Raw genomic sequence first — 18,466 nt, 5'->3', positions numbered from 1 at the left:
GTAATCCTTTGAAGTGACAAGTCGTGATGTGGTGTAAAGTCTCGCTTCCAGAGCGCGTCCCGCAGCCTTGCGGGACGCTGCTTTATTTCAGGGAAACGCTCTCTATGGGCCGAGTGCGGATGGCCGTGAGCCAGGCCAGGACGATCCGGCGATGAATCTCTCCGAATATCTCAAGCCGGCCGGAACGGTGGTCTTCGTCGTTGCGCTCGGCGTCGGCTATTATCTGTTCGAGCACCGGCATCGCCCCGAGGCCAAGGAAACGCCGAGCGAGGCGCTGGTCATCGTGACGAAGTCGACCAATGCCTGCTTCTCCGACCTGGTCCGGGTGACCGGCTTCTTCGTGCCGCGCCGCGAAGCCGTGGTCGTCGCCGATCAGGAGGGATCCAGGGTCACCGACCTCTTCGTCACCGAAGGCACGCTGGTCACCGACAATCAGGAGCTGGCGCGCCTGACGGCCCCGCCCCAGATCCCGGGCCAGCCGCAGCGGCCCGGCCCGCAAGGTCCGGTCTCGCTGAAGGCCTCTGCGCCGGGCCTCGTCACCGAGGTCCGCACCATCGTCGGTGCGCCGGCCTCGCCGCAGGCCGGTCCGATGTTCCGCATCGCCGTCAACAACGAGATCGAGCTCGACGCGCAGGTCCCGGCGGTGCACATGCCCAAGCTCAGCGCCGGCGCGACCGTGCGCATCAGCCGCGACGACTCGCCCGATTTGATCGGGCGAGTCAGGCTGGTGGCGCCCGAAATCGATCGCACTACCCAGCTCGGGCGCGTTCGCATCAGCGTCACCAACAATCCCTCGCTGAAAGTCGGCGTGTTCGCCCGCGCCTCGATCGATGCCAAGCGAAGCTGCGGCGTCGCGGTTCCCAAGACCGCGATCGACCATCTCACCGTGCAGGTCGTCAAAGGCAACATCGTCGAGACGCGCAAGGTACGAGTCGGACTGTCGTCCGACAGCGCCACGGAAATCCTGCAAGGCCTCGACGTCGGCGAAATCGTCGTGGCCGACGCCGGCTCTTCGCTGCATGACGGCGACCAGATCAAGACCATGTTCGCCGATGAACTCGATCGCACGCGGGTACGCTGATGGCTCTCAATATCTCGGCATGGTCGATCCGCAATCCGCTGCCGTCGGTGGTCTTTTCCGTCATCCTCCTGATCCTCGGCTGGGTGTCCTTCACCAAGCTCGCGGTGACACGGCTGCCCTCCGCCGACATCCCCGTGATCTCGGTCGCGGTATCGCAGTTTGGCGCCGCACCCGCCGAGCTTGAATCCCAGGTCACCAAGACCGTTGAAGACGCCGTCTCCGGTGTCGAAGGCGTCAGGCACATCACCTCGCAGATCACCGACGGCCTGTCGGTGACGACCATCCAGTTCGCGCTGGAGACCAACACCGACCGCGCGCTCAACGACGTCAAGGACGCGGTGACGCGCGTGCGCTCCAACCTGCCGCAGAACGTCACCGAACCGCTGATCCAGCGCGTCGATGTCATCGGCCTGCCGATCGTCACCTACGCCGCGATCTCGCCCGGCAAGACGCCGGAACAGCTCTCCTATTTCGTCGACGACGTGGTCAAGCGCGCGCTGCAGGGCGTGCGCGGCGTCGCCCAGGTCGAGCGCATCGGCGGTGTCGAGCGCGAGATCCTGGTCTCGCTCGATCCCGACCGCCTGCAGTCGATGGGGCTGACTGCCGTCAATGTCAGCCAGAGCCTGCGCGGCACCAATGTCGACGTCGCCGGCGGCCGCGCCGAGATCGGCAAGAACGACCAGGCGATCCGCACCCTCGCCGGCGCCAAGACGCTGAGCGACCTCGCAGGCACCATGATTCCGCTGTTCGGCGGCGGCGAGGTCCGGCTCGACGATCTCGGCACCGTGACCGACACCATCGCCGACCGCCGCACCTTCGCCCGCTTCAACGGCGAGCCGATCGTTGCGCTTGGCATCAAGCGCTCCAAGGGTGCCAGCGACGTGAAGGTGGCCGAGGCCGTGCAGAAGCGCATCGACTCGCTCAAGGCCACCTATCCCGACGTCGACCTGAAGGTGATCGACACCTCGGTCGAATATACCAACGGCAATTACCACGCGGCGATCTCGACGCTGTTCGAAGGCGCCATCCTCGCCGTCATCATCGTGCTGTTGTTCCTGCGCGACCTGCGCGCCACCGTCATCGCCGCGATCTCGCTGCCGTTGTCGATCTTCCCGGCGTTCTGGGCAATGGACCTGCTCGGCTTCTCGCTGAACCTCGTCAGCTTCCTCGCCATCACGCTGTCGACAGGTATTCTGGTCGACGACGCCATCGTCGAGATCGAGAACATCGTCAGGCACATGAACATGGGCAAGTCGCCCTATCGTGCCGCCCTCGAAGCCGCGGACGAGATCGGCCTCGCGGTGATCGCGATCTCGCTGACGATCATCGCGATCTTCGCACCCGCAAGTTTCATGTCGGGCATCGCCGGACAGTTCTTCAAGCAGTTCGGCATCACCGTCTCGGTGCAGGTGTTCTTCTCGCTGCTCGCGGCGCGCTTCGTCACGCCGGTGCTCGCCGCCTACTTCCTCAAACACGGCAATCACCAAGAGCCGCCGCCCGGCCGCGTGCTGCGGTCCTATCACAGGATCGTGGCCTGGTCGGTGAAGCACTATTTCATCACGGTGCTGGTCGGCTTCGGCGTCTTCGCCGCCTCGATCTGGAGCATCACGCTGCTGCCGCAGGGTTTTCTGCCGGCGCAGGACAGCTCGCGCTCACTGGTTGCCCTCGAGCTGCCGCCGGGCACCCAGCTCGCCTACACCGAAAAAGTCACCGAAGACATCGTCGCGCGGCTGCGCAAGCGACCTGAGGTGAAGAGCATCTTCGTCGACGGCGGGCGCGTTCCACCGGGCACCCAGGAAGTCCGGCGCGCCGCTTTGATCATCAACTACACGCCCAAGGACAGCCGCGACATCACCCAGCGCGAGCTTGAATTCTCGATCAGCCAGGAGCTGGAGAACATTCCAGACATCCGCTTCTGGTTCCTCGACGAGAACGGCCTGCGCGCCATCTCGCTGGTCGTGACCGGCGCGGACGCCAACATCGTCAACAACGTCGCCAGCGAGCTCGCGACGCAGATGAAGCGGATTCCGACCATCTCCAACGTGATCTCGGAAACCACGCTGGAGCGGCCCGAGCTGCGCGTCGAGCCGCGCGCCGATCTCGCCGCACGGCTCGGCGTCTCGACCGAAAGCCTGTCGCAGACCATCCGCGTCGCCACCATCGGCGACGTCGGGCCGGCGCTCGCCAAATTCGACGTCGGCGATCGTCTGGTGCCGATCCGCGTGCAGCTCGAGGATGCCGCGCGCGGCAATCTCAAGACGCTCGAGCAGCTCCGCGTGCCGCTCGGCGAGCATGGCGAGAAGGGCGGCGTGCCGCTTTCGGTCATCGCCGACGTCAAGCTCGACCAGGGTCCGACCAGCATCAACCGCTACGATCGCGAGCGGCAAGCAACTGTCGCGGCCGATCTCGTCGGCTCCGCCGCGCTCGGCGACGCCACCAAGAAGATCTACGACCTGCCGGTCATGAAGAGCCGGCCGAAGGGCGTGAAGGTCTCACCCTCCGGCGATGCCGAAAGCCTGAATGAACTGTCCGAAGGCTTTGCCACCGCGATCACGGCGGGTCTGATGATGGTCTACGCCGTGCTGGTGCTGCTGTTCGGCACCTTCCTGCAGCCGATCACCATTCTGTTCTCGCTGCCGCTCTCGATCGGCGGCGCGATCGCGGCCCTGCTGATCACCGGCAAGCAGCTCACGACACCGGTGTGGATCGGCATCCTGATGCTGATGGGCATCGTCACCAAGAACGCGATCATGCTGGTGGAATTCGCCATCGAGTCCATTCGCGCCGGCACACCGCGTGAAGAAGCCATGATCGACGCAGGCATGAAACGCGCACGCCCGATCGTGATGACCACGATCGCGATGGCCGCCGGCATGATGCCAAGCGCGCTTGCGGTCGGCGCAGGCGGCGAGTTCCGCTCGCCGATGGCGCTCGCGGTGATCGGCGGCCTGATCTTCTCGACCATCCTGTCGCTGGTGTTCGTGCCCGCAATGTTCATGGTGATGGACGATCTCGGCGCCCTGATCTGGCGCTCCGGCAAGCGGCTGGTCGTGCACAGCGAGGATGCGGAGGACGCCGGTCATCACGGCGCTGCGCCGGCAGAGGCAGCGCCGGTGCCGAAGGGCATCGCGCACCCCGCAGCGGAGTAGATTCCGAAAAGGCGGGTCAGAGGCGCGCGCTGGCACAAGTCGGTCGCGCGCGTTAGCTTACGACATGGCTTTTGTGCGTATCACGATGGACCCAGCCTGCTGCACTGGCAAAGCCTGCATTCGCGGGCTGCGGTTTCCAGTCGCACGATTGCTCGGCCTGCTGGCAGTCGGCGAGACGCGCGAATCCATCCTCAATGACTACCCGTATCTGGAGCGTGAGGATATTGATGAGGCGTTGCGATACGCGGCCTCCCTCGCAGAGGACACAGTCGCCGATCTCCCTCGTACCTTCCAAGCGAAGTGAAGTCGCTCGACTTACTCGTTCCGCGCGATCGCCGTCAGCTTGGTCATGTTCCTCAGCAGGATGCGGCCGCGCTGGAGATCGAGGATCGCTTCCTTGCGCCAGGCCTGAAGCTGGCGGTTGACGCTCTCGCGCGCGGCACCTACGAAGACGCCGAGCTGCTCCTGCGAGATGTGCACCTCCGAGCCGAAATCGGCGGCGAGCGCGCAGAGGCGCCGCGCGAGGCGAACCGGCAGCGGCTGGAGCATGGACTCTTCCATGCGCTCGCTCTGCCAGCGGATGCGCTGGCACAGCAGCGCGATGATCTTGATCCCGACCTTCGGCTCGCGTTCGAGGAAAGCGAGAAAGTCTTCGCGCCGCAGCACGAACAGCTCGCTGGCTTCGCCCGCGGTCGCATCGGCGGTGCGGCTCTGGCCGTCCAGCACCGCGACCTCGCCGAACAGGTCACCCGGCCCCATGAAGTTCAGCGTCAGCCGGCTGCCGTCGGAGGAGCCGGTCTCGATACGGACCTGGCCTCGACGTACGCCGAACAGCGCGTCGCCGCCATCGCCCTTCTGGAATAGCACCTCGCCGTTCCCCAGATGCTGGGTGTGGCAGAGATTCGACAGCCGCTGGAGCTCGTCTGCGCCGAGATCGGCAAACATCGCGTTCATTTTCAGGATGACCGCAAATTCGGCCTGCTTGCTCATTTCAATGTCCTTGTGAATTTCCGTGGCCAGTGTCCCTGGCCCGTTTCCTTGGCAAATCGCTTGGAACCATCAACATCAGGGTCGCGTAAAACCGCGCCCGGGAAGTGTGTCATAAGTCACATAACTTTGCAGCACCCCAAGACTATTTTTACGCGCTTGGAGCCGCTTCCCGTCCCGGGATAAACTCAGGCGCAAAGGACGGGTGCAAATGACGGTCATCTGCCGGATTCGACGCCGATTGTCCGTCGCTGGAAAGCCGATATGAGAGCAGTGAAATTCGCCGGCGCTGCGGTGGCCGCCGTCATCATCGTGATCGCACTCCTGCTGGTGGTCGGGATCCCCTCGGGCTTCCTGACCTCGACGATTGCCTCGCGGGTGGAGAGCGCGACCGGCTATCGCCTGTCGATCGACGGCACCACCAGGATCAGCCTGTGGCCGACGCTGAACGTGACGCTGAACGACCTCACGCTTGCCGACCCCAAGGACCGCAGCGGCATCACGCGCCTGACCATCGACAGCGTGCAGGCCGACATGTCGCTTTCGAGCGTGTGGTCGGGCCGCCCGAAGATCAGCGAGCTCGTCGTCACCCATCCCGTGCTCTACCAGCCGCTGCTGCGTGAGCGCCTGCCGAATGCCGGCGGCGCGTCGAAGCCGATCGCGCTCGATACCGATGGCGCCACCATCGACCGCGTCAAAGTCACCGATGGCGAGATCGCATTCGCGCGCGTGCGCGACCGCGTCGAGAGCCGCATCAGCGCCGTCAATGCCGATGCGATCGTCGATCGCGACCGCAAGATCAACATCACCGGCACCGCGCGGGTCGGCGAGCACCCGACCAAGTTCGACATCAAGGCGACGACGCCGGCGCCGCCCGCCGACCGGCCGACCATTCCGGTGGATTTCGCCATCGACATGCCCGACGTGCTGAAGTCCCAGCTCGCAGGTCACGCCGAGATGCGGCTCAACGGCGATGTCGTGATGATCAACGGCGTGAACGGCACGCTCGGCGATGGCGCCTTCAACGGCTGGGCCTCGGTCGATATCGCGAGCAAGCCTCTGGTCAAGGTCGATCTCGACTTCCAGCGGCTCGCGATCCCGCTGGCGAAATCGCCGGAAGGCGCGTCCGGACAGCCCTGGAGCGATGCGCCGATCGACGTGTCCGGGCTCAATTATGTCGATGCGCAAATCAGGATCTCGGCGCACGAGGCCGTCATCGGCGATGCGCGCCTCGCGCCGCTGGCGATCGATGCAAAGCTCGCCGGCGGCGTACTGAAGGCCGGCACCGCCAATCTCGGCGCCTATGGCGGCGAGGTCTCGGGCGAAGTGATCCTAGATGCGACCAGCGGCGCGCCGAGCTTCGCCATGCATTCCGACCTCACCGGCGTGCGCGCGCTGCCGCTGCTCCAGGGCCTTGCCGAATTCGACCGGATCGACGGCAAGCTGCAGGCCAAGCTCGCGCTGCGCAGCGCCGGCACCAGCCAACGCGCCTTGATGGCGAACATGCAGGGCACCGCCTTCGTCACTTTCCAGGACGGCGCCATCCGGGGCATCAACATCGCGCAGATGATCCGCTCGCTGACGTCGGGCACGCTGTCCGGCTGGCAGGACAACCAGAACAACAGCCAGGAGCAGAGCACCGATCTGTCACAGCTCTCGGCGTCCTTCCGCATCGACAAGGGTCAGGCGGTGACGACCGATCTCAATCTGATCGGGCCACTGGTGCGACTCACCGGCGCCGGCACCATCGCGCTCGACACCAAAATGATGGGTTTTCGCGTCGAGCCGAAGCTGGTGATGACGACCGAAGGCCAGGGTCGCGCCTCCGAGCCGGTCGGCTTCGGCATCCCCGTGATGATCCAGGGCAGCTGGTCGCAGCCGCGTATCTATCCTGACATGAGCGGCATGCTGGACAATCCGGACGCCGCCTATGCCAAGCTGCGCGAGATGGGCAAGGGCCTGTTCGGCCCCGACGGCGCCGGGCTCGACAATATTTTGGGCAGCCTTGGTCTCGGCGGCACGACCGCGCCGGGTGGCGGCAATGCAGCCGGCAATGCCAATCCGCAAACCCAGCAGCCGGGACAGAACAATCCGCTCGGCGGCCCCTTGGGCGAGGCGATCGGCAATCTGATCCAGCAGGGACTTTCCAGCGGTGCGGCAACCGGCACGGGCAACGGAACGGCCACCGGCCGCAGCCGCAGCCTGCCAGCAACGCCATCGACACCGGCGCCGCAGGCCTCCCCCGCGCCCCCCGCCCAGGAGGACCCGCCGACGGCACCGCAGGACAGCCAGCCGATGAACGACGTGCTGCGGCAGCTCTTCAATCGATGATGGGCGGACCAACGCTCTGGACTCCACGCCAATCCCTTACCTCGGCCTTGTCTCACCCTGCTTCATCCGAACGGATGAGACTGCGACAATTCACCACCCGTCCGGCCCAAACCGGCCTCCCCAGCGGGTAACCAGGCCTGCCGGTCCACCGGTCGTCCGGTCCAAATTATGCTAGCAAATTATGCTAGAAGGACCGCTGGGCCCGTACAGGCCGTAGCGCCGGCGTCGATGGCGGCGCGAGAGGATCGGGATGGCGGGAGCGAACGAGAAGACACGGTTTCTGCGCGAGGGCCTGTTCGCCAAATACGTCGTCTCTCTCGTCGGCCTCGTCGTGTTCGTGCTCGCCGTCAACGGGGCGATGGAGAGCTGGATCTCCTACCGCGCCACCAAGACACAGCTGACCGACGGTCTCGAGGACAAGGCGCAGGCTGCCGCGCGGCGGATCGAGCAGTCGATCTCCGAGCTCGAGCGCCAGATCAGCTGGGTGACGCGGGCGAGCCAGGACACGCTCGAGAAGCGCCGCGCCGACTACGCCCAGCTGCTGCACCAGGTCTCGGTCGTCAACCAGCTGTTCCAGCTCAACGGCGAGGGCCGCGAGGTGCTGCGCGTCTCGCGCCAGTCGACCACGACCGGCAGCAATGCCGACCTCTCCCGCGACATGCGCTTCACCGACACCGTCGCCCGCGGCGTCAGCTACGCGCCGGCGTGGTTCTCCGACCGGACCCCGTTCATGTCGATCTCGGTGGCGCATTCCGGTTTCAACGCCGGCGTCACCGTGGCCGAGCTCGACCTCAGCTTTCTCGCCGAGTACCTCACCGACGCCCAGGTCGGCAAGGCGGCCTTCGCCTATGTGGTCGATCCGCGCGGCCGCGTCCTGGCGACGTCGTCGAAGGGACCTGATGTCGGCAAGGATTTGTCGAAGCTGCCGCAGGTTGCGGCCGCGGTCGCGCCGGGCCACGAGCCCGACAATTCGGGCACCGACTTCAACGGCCATGCGGTGATGAGCGCCGCGAGCACCGTGCCGAAGCTCGGCTGGAGCGTGATGTTCGAGCAGCCGACCACGCAGGCCCTGATGCCGATCCGCGACCAGCTGGTGCGCATCGCGCTGCTGATCGGCATGGGCCTGCTGGTCGCGATCCTCGCCGGCACGTTGCTCGCCCGCCGCATGATCATTCCGATCACGGCGCTGCGCGACGGCGCGCACAAGCTCGGCGAGGGCGATTTCAGCCATCGCATCGACGTGCACACCTCCGACGAGCTGGAAGACCTCGCCGGCCAGTTCAACCGCATGGCCGGCCAGCTCCAGGAGACCTATTCGGACCTGGAGACCAAGGTCGAGGAGCGCACCCGCGATCTCGCGCAGTCGATCAACGAGCTCAAGGTGCTGGAAGAGGTCGGCCGCGCGGTCGCCGCCTCGCTCGATCTCAATGCCGTTCTGCCGACGATCGCCGCGCGCGCGATCGAGATCACCCACGCCGATGCCGTGCTGATCTACGGCTACGACGCGCAGGCGCGCCGCTTCAATCTGGTCGAGGCCAACGGCATCGACAAATCCGCCGACGGCGCCCATGTCACGATCGACGAAGGCCAGAACATCCTGAGCGATGCGGCCGGGAGCGGCGAGCCGATCGCGCTTGCCGATCTCAAGCAGGCTTCCGAGCAACCGCTGCGCGACGTCGCGATCGATGCCGGCTTCCACTCGGTGCTGGTGGTGCCGCTGGTGGACCAGCAGGGCACGCTCGGCTCGCTGGTGGTGCTGCGCCGCGCCAGCGGCGAGTTCGCCGCCAGCATCATCGGCCTGATGCGCACCTTCGCCAACCAGGCTGTGCTGGCGATGCGCAACGCGCGGCTGTTCACCGAGGTCGACCACAAGGGCCGCGAGCTCGCGGCTGCGCACGAAACCGTGCAACAGCAAGCGGCAAAGCTCCAGGAGCAGACCGAGCAGCTACGCAACTGGAACCGCTCGCTGGAGGAGCGCGTCGAGAAACAACTCGGCGAGATCGGCCGCATCAAGCGGCTCGAACGTTTCCTCGCCCCGCAAGTGGCGCAGCTGATCGCCTCCTCCGACGGCCACGACGCGCTGCTCGACAGCCACCGCCGCGAAGTCACCGTCGTGTTCTGCGATTTGCGCGGCTTCACATCATTCACGGAGGCGACCGAGCCGGAAGAGGCGATGAACGTGCTGCGCGAATATCACGCGGCACTCGGCGAGCTGATCCACCGCTACGAAGGAACGCTCGACCGCTTTGCCGGCGACGGCGTGATGATCCTGTTCAATGCGCCGATTCAATTCGCCGACCACACCAAGCGCGCGGTCAAGATGGCGGTGGAGATGCGCGACGTGATTGGCCAATTGACCGAGAAATGGAAGAACCGCGGCCACTCGCTCGGCTTCGGCGTCGGCGTCGCCATGGGCTACGCCACGCTCGGCCAGATCGGCTTCGAGCAGCGGCTCGAATATGCCGCGATCGGCAGCGTCACCAATCTCTCCTCCCGCCTCTGCGACGAAGCCAAGGCCGGGCAGGTCGTGGTCAGCCGCCGCGTCTACGGCATGGTCGAGCCCTGGGTCGAAGCCCGCGCGCTCGACGATCTCGTGCTCAAGGGCTTTAACCATCCCGTGCTCGCGATGGAGATCCTGTCGTGGCGCGAGGAGGTGGAGAACGTGGTGGATGCGGCGGCTGCAAGGCGGCGGATGTGAGTTTGCTTTGAACGACAGCTGAACTTGTAAGAAATTCTTACAAGTTGCCGCCGTCGCTTCAAACAAAAAGTGCGAAAACAACCCCATGCACAGTAGACGGCGGCTGCAAGATCAATGACTTACACGGGTGCCGAAGAGCTTTGACTCGTCGGGCAAAACACCGGCAGGACGGCAACATCCCGACGAACCACATCCCTCCTCCCCGCGACTAACGATCGCCTCCGCGTCGAGGCTAACATCCGGATGGAGTCGATCTGTGGCGTTTGCCTTGCCTTCGCGTGCGTATGATTTGCAGATGCTGGATCGTCCCGCCGATCGCGCGCGTGATCACGGTTGGGTCTATGGTCTGCCGCCGGGCATCAGCAGCGAGCAATGGCCGCTCGATCCCGTCACCGGCTTTCCACTGATGCACGGCTTCACATTGAAACTGCCGGAGGATTATCGCGTGCATGGCGAGGACATCGTCGCGGTGTCGTTCTTTGCCACGGCGCCCGATCACAATGACGGCGGGGCGCCCGATGATCCCGAGATTCGCGAGGCGGTGCAGGCGCGCGCCTCGCATCCACGGCTGTCACGCATGACTGACATCCTCGACTACGAGTATGCGGCGCTGCTGCTGACCGCCCGCGAATATGACGGCGCGTTGGCCACGCCGCCCGCGCCGCTTCCGCTTGCGACGGCCGACCGGCCGCGCTGGCTCGACGTCGGCGGCGCCAGCGCTTTCTTCGAGGTTGCCGCGCCTTACGCGACGAAGATGTTCGCGAGCCCTCCGCGCGGAGATCTCGCCGAGACCCGCGCGATCGCGTTGACACCGCGCGCGAGCGATCCCAATGCCGGCAAGGGCCCGCAGGACGAGCACACGCGGCAAAATCCGCCGAGCGGCTATCAGTCCTATTACTATTATGTCGGCGGCGTGCCGAGCCGCGACAATTTCCGCCTGCACGATTGGGGCAAGGAGCACGCCCACAATCATCTCGGCGGCACCATGCGGCCCTGCCAGGCGGTGCCGGAGATGAGCTCGTTCTACGTCGAGTTCGAGGAATATTTCGGCGGCTACAATTTTGGCGGCGGCAACGCGCAGCTCGACTTCAAGGAGATGAAGTTCGACTGGGCGTGCGGGTGATTACACCCCGCGCTTCGGCCCGATCGCCTCGAACCCTGCCTTCTGCTCGTCGCTCAGATCAGCCTCGAAATCGTCGAGCGCATCGCTGACACCGCTCACGGCCTGCAGCATCGTCTCCAGCCGCGCCTTCACAGTAGCAAGGCGGGCCTGCGGGGTCGGTGCTGCTTTTGACGGACAGGCGCTCAACGTCTCCATGGTGCGCAGCGTGGTGTCCTGAAGTACGTCGAGACGCGCGCGGGCGATGTCGTCGAGTTTGAGCGTGGACGCGATGTCGGCCGCGGGCCATTGCTGCTGCACGAGCTGCTCGTATTGGCGCTGCACTTTCTCGTCGTAGCGGGGATCGCTGTCCGCCTGGCAGGCCGATGCCGCCTGGGGATTCTTTTCCTGGATCGACGCGAGCGCGGCGCTGCGGTCCTTGGCCAGCGCATCGAGCTTTGTCTTCTGGCCGTCGTCCAGAAGATCGACGAATTTTATCAGCGCAGGTGCGACGGCGTCCGTTGCCTTGATCATGGCCGCGAGGCGCTCGCGCATCAGGCCGAGCCGTTCCATGGCCGTCGCAGGAACCTGCGTTGGGCAGGCTGCGCGGATCGTGTCGCGCGCCGCTAGCCAGGCGGTGGCGAGCTCGTCGAGCGCTGTGCGCTGCAATTCGTTCGGCTGCACGGCAGCGGCGATGCGGTCGGCCGGCAGGCCGCCGGTGTCGCTGGCATCGCAGACAGCCTCCGCGGTCGGCACTCTCCGTCCGCGCCTGCGTTGCGGCGCGGTGTAGGCGGCAAGCTCGGTTACCGCATAGGGCGAAAAGATCGCGGCATAGATGTCGCCATAGCCATAGAGCGAGAGGCTGGTCGCATCGCCGAGGATGATTGCGGTGGTGAGGTCGTCATGCGCGAACGGCCAGAACACCGGGCCAGCCCAGCCGTAGCTGCCATCGGGATGACGCCACCAGCCTTGCGGGCGCTTGCCGCCGTGCCAGCCCGACAGGGCAGCTTGCGCCGTGAGCGCCGCACGGAGGACGTAGGGATTGGCCGGCTGCCCGCGCTCAACACCACGAGGATCTTGTGATCGCAACGCTGCGGAGCGGTATCGGCCGCCTCGCACCGCCATGCGCGCGTGGCGCAGGCGCGACATGCCGATCACGTGGCCGACGGCGAAGCGCGCGACACCGAGCGGGCCGCCGCGCAATCCGAACTGCGCCTCGGCGCGATTTGGCAACAGCACCGCCAGCATCACGAGGGTTGCGCCTGTTAGCGCCAGCCCCAGCCTGGGCCCCATGCGTGATCTCGACATGACCACTGACCTGTCCACCCTGGCCCTCCTCCGGCGCCAAGCACGCATCGCGTCGCATCACGTTGACGCGCGGGGGAACCAAATGTTCCGGAAGCGGACAGGGCAAAGCGTCGCAACGCGCATCGGCAGTGGCGAAGCCCCTGTCACTCCGTCTTCTGCGGCACCACAAAGGTCTGGCCGGGATAGATCAAATTGGGGTTGTGGATCTTGGCGCGGTTGGCGTTGTAGATCACGGCAAAGCGGGCGCCGTCGCCGTAAGCGAGCCGGCTGAGCGCCCAAAGGCTGTCGCCGCGGGAGATCACCCGGTTGCCGCCTGCTTCCGCCGGTGCACCACCGACGACGTCCGCCGGCGAGGCCGATGCAACGGTCGTGGCCGCGGGAGCCCGCGCCAGGACCCCTGGCACGCCCCTGGGTTTCGGTGCACCCATCAATCTCGGCCGAGCCGCGGGCCGGTCCGATACCGATGCCACGACATCCGACTTGTCGTCAGGTTTCTCGGCCTTCGCATCTTGCCTCGCAACCGGCACAGGGCGCGTGGGCGGCGGCGCGGCTTCGGCGATCGTCACCGGCATGCTGCGGCCGGATTGCGTGACGGTGCCGTCAGGCGATTTCGCCCGCAGGGTCAACTCATAGGAACCGGCAGGAAGCTGCGGCGGCGTCATCACGAATTGGCCCGATGCATCCGCCACCACCGTGTCGAGCGGCTTGCCGTCGCGCAGCAGCTCGACCTTGGCGCCCGGCGTCGCCCGGCCCGCGATCACCGCCGCCTCGCCGTGATCGTCGATGCGCCCGACGTCGAACCGGGGGCCGGTATCCGCAACCGCCGGCGCCGGCTTGACCGGTGCAAGATCGCCAAGCGCGGCGGTGACCTGCTTCTGGGTTTCGGCCAGCGCACCCGCCTTCGGCTCGGGGGCCGGCGCCGGAGACACAGCTGGCGACGGCGGCGCGACGGCGGCGAGCTTTGGCTGTTCCGGCTTGAGCTCCGGCTTGGGTTCGACCTTGGCCTGCGGCTTGGCGGCGACCACGGTGTCGGTCTTCGCCCCGTTCGGCAGCAGGCGGCGCAGCTCGGTGGGGCCGATCACCAGCACGGTGCCGCCCACCGCGAGCAGACAGAATGCAATGAAGGCCTTGGATGCGATCGTCATCAGAAACGAACCTTGATCAGAAACGAAGCTTGCAAATCAGCCGGGGGCAGCAAATTGCGCCGTTTTGGCCACGGCAGCAAGACGGTCGATAGGATGATGAGCCAACGCGCCAGGGATGAACCGGCACCACCCCGCCGGCGTCAAATGATCGACCGCATCGCGGCACCCGCCTGAATCCGTTCCGATTCATATTTTCCTAACCCTCGCTGGTAACCGGCTCTTGTCGGTTTTGCTGCATCTTGCATCCCACGGGAGGGCTGCATGGGCACATCGATCAGGTGGACCGCGCGCATGCGCGGGTTGCTGCGCCGCTGGCGCGGCGCGCCACTGACTTGGCTAATCGTCGGCGGTTTCGTGCTGATGGCTGCAATGGCCATCGGCACCGCGCTAACGGTCGACCGCTTCCGGCAGAATGCGATCGAGAGCGGCCGCGACAGCCTGGAAAACTCAGTCCGGCTGCTCGCCCGTCATTTCGACCGCGAGTTCGAGGACTTCGCGGTGCTCCAGAAGAGCGTCATCGCGGAACTCGAAAGCCGTAGCATCGAATCCGCCGATGTCTTCCGCAGCCAGATGGCAACACTCGCCATGCACGAGGTGCTGCGCGCAAAGACAAGTGGTTGGTCCGATGTCGCCGGCGCCAATGTGTTCGATTCCAACGGCGTTCTGATCAACTCGTCGCGGCGCTGGCCGGTCGCCAACATCTCGGTCGGTGACCGCGGCTATTTCAACCGGCTCAAGAACGACGCGTCCGCGCAGGAAGAGATCGAAGTCGTGCCCGGACGGTTCGGCGGTGGCGCCGCGATCGTGTTCGCGCGCCGCGTCTCCGGTCCGCACGGCGAGTTCTACGGCATAGTCTCGCGTGCGATCACGCCCGACCAGCTCGAATCTTTCTTCGCCTCGAGCGGGCTCGGCGAGGAATCCTCGATCGCGATGCATCATCAGAACGGCCAGCTGCTCGCGCGCGTTCCGCATGCCGACGCGATGATCGGCCAGAATTTCCGCAACGGAACGCCCGAGCAGATGGCGGTGTTCGAGCGCACGTTCGTCACCACGCAGCTCGCAAGCCCGATGGACGGCAAGGACCGCATCGTCGCCTCGCGCATGCTGACCGGCGAGCCGCTGGTCGTGGTCGCGACCAAGTCGCTCGACGCGACGCTGGCGACCTGGCGCACGCAAACCAAATTCTTCGTCACCGTCGCCGTGCTGTCGATCGGCCTGCTCGTGCTCACGCTTTATCTGATCTTCCGCCAGGTGACGCGCCGGCTCTCGGTGGAGAAGCAGCGGCTCGACACCGCGATGAACACCATGACGCAGGGCCTCCTGATGTTCGATCAGGACGAACGGCTGATCGTCTGCAATCGGCGCTACATCGAGATGTACGGCCTGTCGGCCGAAATCGTGAAGCCCGGCGCCCATTTCCGCGAAGTGATCCAGCATCGCCACGACACCGGCTCGTTCCACGGCGACGTCGATTCCTATTGCGACGGCATCTTGAGCAATGCCGGGCAGACGCAGAGCGCGATCGTCGAGACCGCGGAGGGTCGCCTGATCGAGATCAAGAACCAGCCCGGCGCCGCCGGCGGCTGGCTCGCGACCCATGACGACGTCACCGATCGCATCCGCGCCGACGAGCGCATCGCGCACATGGCGCATTACGACGCGCTGACCGACCTGCCTAACCGCGTGCTGATGCGCGGCCATCTGGAGCGCCGCGTCGCGGAACTCAGCCAGGGCAAGCCGTTCGCGATCCTCTATATCGACGTCGACGAGTTCAAGGGCGTCAACGATTCGCTCGGACACGAGGTCGGCGACGAGCTGCTGCGCCAGGTCGCGAACCGGCTGCGCGCCTGCGTCAGCGGCAACGACATGGTCGCACGGTTGGGCGGCGACGAATTCGCCATCGTCAAGGCCGGCACCAACGATCAGGCCGAGCTGACGGCACTCGCCGAACAGATTCTGAAGGCGCTGCGCGCGCCCGTGAACTGCAACGGCCAGGAAATCCCGACCGATGCCAGCATCGGCATCGCGATCGCCCCCGACCACGGCGACACTCTCGAGGATCTGCTCAAGCGCGCCGATCTCGCGATGTATGCGGCGAAATCCGAGGGCCGTCGAACCTTCCGTGTCTTCGCGCCCGAATACGACGCCAAGGCAGGGCAGCGCCGCCAGCTCGAGCTCGATTTGCGCCAGGCGCTCGCCCGCGGCGAGTTCGAGGTGCATTACCAGCCGCTGGTCGACCTTGCGGCCAATGTCGTCAACGGCTGCGAGGCGCTGCTGCGCTGGTGCCATCCCGAGCGCGGCATGATTTCGCCTGCGGACTTCATTCCGGTCGCCGAAGAGACCGGACTGATCGGCGAGATCGGCGAATGGGTGCTGAGGCAGGCCTGCACCGAGGCCGCGTCCTGGCCCGGCGACATCCATATCGCGGTGAACGTTTCACCGGTACAGTTCCGCTCCAGGACGCTGGCGCTCAAGGTCGCAGCTGCGCTGGCGGAGTCAGGGCTGGCGCCCGGACGGCTCGAGCTCGAGATCACCGAGACCGTGCTGATCCGCGACGATGCGGAGGCGCTGACGATCCTGCAGCAGCTGCGCGAGCTCGGCGTGCGCATCGCCCTCGACGATTTCGGCACCGGCTATTCCTCGCTGAGCTATCTGCATCGTTTCCCGTTCGACAAGATCAAGATCGACCGCAGCTTCATCAGCGACATCGGCCAGTCCGAAGACTCGTCGCCGATCGTGCAGGCCGTGGTGCACATGGCCGCCGCCCGTCACATGGCGACGACCGCGGAAGGCGTCGAGACCGAGGCCCAGCGCGAGGTGCTGCGAAAGCTCGGATGCAGCCAGATGCAGGGCTGGCTGTTCAGCCCGGCCGTGCCGGCGGCGAAGTTGAGGCAGCTGTTGTCGGCGCAGGCGGTGGCGGCCTAGCTGCGCACCGGCAACCGTACCCCCATCAGGGGGATTTGTCGCAAAATCGGACAACGCTTGTTCGCTTCGAAATGCGGTGTTCCTGCGCCACAAACGGTCCAATCGTCACAGCCGCGTGACGGCCTGCCGCACCTGTTGCCATACCCCCGCCCGCCGTGCGTTCGCGCAAGTGCGCGCCGGCTTGGAGCAGGATCAGACAAAGAATCGCGGCTTCAGGAAATACGCCGGGCCTTCGCGACGCATAGAACACGCGCCGACCCGTACGAATACGGACGATTGGTCGGAATCCTGAGGCGATCAGGAGGAGCCACGCCATGATCGGAAGCAGCGCACTCATGCGCAATCCCCCGCACAAAAATTTGCCACCCGCGCCGGACGTGCAACCGGTCTTGCAACCAGATCTGCAACCAGATCTCCAGCCAGACGACAATTCGGCGCGCGAGCGGCGCGCCGCCAATCTGGAGATGGCGCGGGTCCTCAAGACGCAGCCGCTTCGCATGGCCTCCGATTCTCAAAGCGGCGCCATCGCCTATTGGAAACACGAGGCGCTGCACGACATTGTCGAGCCGATGGCCGATCACGTCATCATGGCTTATCCCGCCGGCTCGCAGGCGCTGGAACGGCGCACGGGAAAAACGGCTGCAATCGCGACGGCGCGTGCCGGTGTCGTGACGATCATTCCGGCCGGCTCGACGTCACGTTGGGACATCCACCGGCCCTTGCATGTCGTTCAGCTCTATCTTCCGCAACGGACGCTGCTGCGCATCGCCGATGAAGCCAACACGGCAAGCCCTGACGATCTGCTGGAAAGAACCGGGCATCCCGACGCCATCACGTCCCGATTGCTCCTGAGCGCGGCCGACTCGCTCGAAGGCAGCGCCACGCTGGACACGCTGTTCAGGCAGCAATTGACGGATCTTCTCGCGACGCGCCTGTTGGCCGCCCATGCCGGCGTGCCGGCCACGCTGCAGCCGATTATCGGCGGCCTTTCGCCGGCGGTCCTGCGCCGGGCGATCGAACGCCTGCGTTCTGACAGCGATGCAGATGTATCGCTCTCGGCGCTTGCATACGACGCAGGTCTGTCGCGTTTCCATTTCTGCCGATCTTTCAAGGAGAGCACCGGACTCTCGCCGCATGCCTGGCTGCGCCAGCACCGGCTCGAGCAGGCCATGAACATGCTGCGAGAGAGCGACGAATCGGTCGTCTCGGTCGCCGCGGCGCTTGGTTATTCCTCGCAGACCGCCTTCGCCGCGGCATTCAAGAAGCTGACGGGCGAAACGCCGAGCGATTGGCGCAGGCGCGTGCGTTAGCAGCAATCCCTCGACAGGGACGGCAATCGCGCTGGGGCAGCGGCAAATCGGGTGGGGTACATCATCACCATGTCCAGACCAATCGAGGGAGACCAAAGATGACCTGGAAAAACTTCGTCACCCGCCAGCTGATTGCATCACGCCGCCGAAGCCTCGCGACCGCGACCTTGTACGGACTCTCGCTGGCCGTTCGCTTCACGTCGGCGACGGGCGAGGAGGTGGAAATTCCGGCGTACTCCATGCATCCGACGCATCCGCTGGTTTCCATCATGACCCGAAATGGCCCCGGCCTGCCCTATCAGGACTGGGGTGCAATGGAGCCTCAGCCGCTCGTCCTTCGCTACAGCTTGCCGCCGCGTTCGCCGCTGCAACGCTGCATGGCCCCTTAATACCAGCCATCGACTTCACCTCTTCGTGCCGCTGCCGGACGCTG

The 18,466-nt window shown here is 65.6% G+C and carries 12 protein-coding genes; 9 read left to right on the top strand and 3 right to left on the bottom strand.

The window, feature by feature from the left end; all coding sequences use genetic code 11:
* Nucleotides 1–151 precede the first annotated feature (151 nt).
* From IVB27_RS17325 to IVB27_RS17315, 3 genes are all read left to right on the top strand, one after another.
* Nucleotides 152–1,081, top strand: a complete 930-nt coding sequence (locus tag IVB27_RS17325; protein ID WP_247345100.1) for an RND family efflux transporter — start codon at nt 152–154, stop codon at nt 1,079–1,081.
* The gene (locus IVB27_RS17320) at nt 1,081–4,230 is read left to right on the top strand and encodes an efflux RND transporter permease subunit (RefSeq protein WP_247444599.1); all 3,150 of its coding nucleotides are present in this window, start codon (nt 1,081–1,083) and stop codon (nt 4,228–4,230) included. The genes IVB27_RS17325 and IVB27_RS17320 overlap by 1 nt, the downstream gene beginning before the upstream one ends.
* 64 nt (nt 4,231–4,294) lie before the next feature.
* Nucleotides 4,295–4,534, top strand: coding sequence for a DUF433 domain-containing protein (locus IVB27_RS17315; protein WP_247345106.1), 240 nt, complete (start codon nt 4,295–4,297; stop codon nt 4,532–4,534).
* Between the two features lie 11 nt (nt 4,535–4,545).
* On the opposite strand, the gene IVB27_RS17310 is transcribed toward IVB27_RS17315, so the two are convergent.
* Nucleotides 4,546–5,220, bottom strand: a complete 675-nt coding sequence (locus tag IVB27_RS17310) for a Crp/Fnr family transcriptional regulator (protein ID WP_247345109.1) — start codon at nt 5,218–5,220, stop codon at nt 4,546–4,548.
* Nucleotides 5,221–5,481: 261 nt separating this feature from the next.
* Here IVB27_RS17310 and IVB27_RS17305 point away from each other — a divergent pair, with 261 nt between their 5' ends.
* From IVB27_RS17305 to IVB27_RS17295, 3 genes are all read left to right on the top strand, one after another.
* Nucleotides 5,482–7,548: an AsmA family protein gene (locus IVB27_RS17305; RefSeq protein ID WP_247345112.1), complete on the top strand. Its 2,067-nt coding sequence runs from the start codon at nt 5,482–5,484 to the stop codon at nt 7,546–7,548.
* A gap of 250 nt (nt 7,549–7,798) precedes the next feature.
* Complete coding sequence (locus tag IVB27_RS17300; protein ID WP_247444598.1) at nt 7,799–10,246, top strand: adenylate/guanylate cyclase domain-containing protein; 2,448 nt, start codon at nt 7,799–7,801, stop codon at nt 10,244–10,246.
* A gap of 295 nt (nt 10,247–10,541) precedes the next feature.
* Nucleotides 10,542–11,369 (top strand): hypothetical protein, encoded by an 828-nt coding sequence (locus tag IVB27_RS17295; RefSeq protein ID WP_247444597.1) that lies wholly within the window; start codon nt 10,542–10,544, stop codon nt 11,367–11,369.
* Here the strand turns inward: IVB27_RS17295 and IVB27_RS17290 are convergent, their stop codons facing one another.
* On the bottom strand, nt 11,370–12,638 hold the full coding sequence (locus tag IVB27_RS17290) for a Spy/CpxP family protein refolding chaperone (protein WP_524536488.1): 1,269 nt from the start codon (nt 12,636–12,638) through the stop codon (nt 11,370–11,372).
* A gap of 158 nt (nt 12,639–12,796) precedes the next feature.
* The gene (locus IVB27_RS17285; protein ID WP_247444595.1) at nt 12,797–13,798 is read right to left on the bottom strand and encodes a LysM peptidoglycan-binding domain-containing protein; all 1,002 of its coding nucleotides are present in this window, start codon (nt 13,796–13,798) and stop codon (nt 12,797–12,799) included.
* A 261-nt stretch (nt 13,799–14,059) separates the two neighbouring features.
* On the opposite strand from IVB27_RS17285, the gene IVB27_RS17280 reads away from it, so the two are divergent.
* From IVB27_RS17280 to IVB27_RS17270, 3 genes are all read left to right on the top strand, one after another.
* On the top strand, nt 14,060–16,723 hold the full coding sequence (locus tag IVB27_RS17280; protein WP_247444594.1) for a bifunctional diguanylate cyclase/phosphodiesterase: 2,664 nt from the start codon (nt 14,060–14,062) through the stop codon (nt 16,721–16,723).
* Between the two features lie 314 nt (nt 16,724–17,037).
* Nucleotides 17,038–18,033, top strand: a complete 996-nt coding sequence (locus IVB27_RS17275; protein WP_247444593.1) for a helix-turn-helix domain-containing protein — start codon at nt 17,038–17,040, stop codon at nt 18,031–18,033.
* 98 nt (nt 18,034–18,131) lie between these two features.
* Nucleotides 18,132–18,422: a hypothetical protein gene (locus IVB27_RS17270; RefSeq protein WP_247444592.1), complete on the top strand. Its 291-nt coding sequence runs from the start codon at nt 18,132–18,134 to the stop codon at nt 18,420–18,422.
* Nucleotides 18,423–18,466 lie beyond the last annotated feature (44 nt).

Origin of the sequence: Bradyrhizobium sp. 197 (genome assembly GCF_023073375.1) — a bacterium.
GTDB lineage: Bacteria > Pseudomonadota > Alphaproteobacteria > Rhizobiales > Xanthobacteraceae > Bradyrhizobium.
The sequence above is the reverse complement of the archived record's forward strand: the minus strand, read 5'-3'. Positions and strand labels throughout refer to the sequence as shown.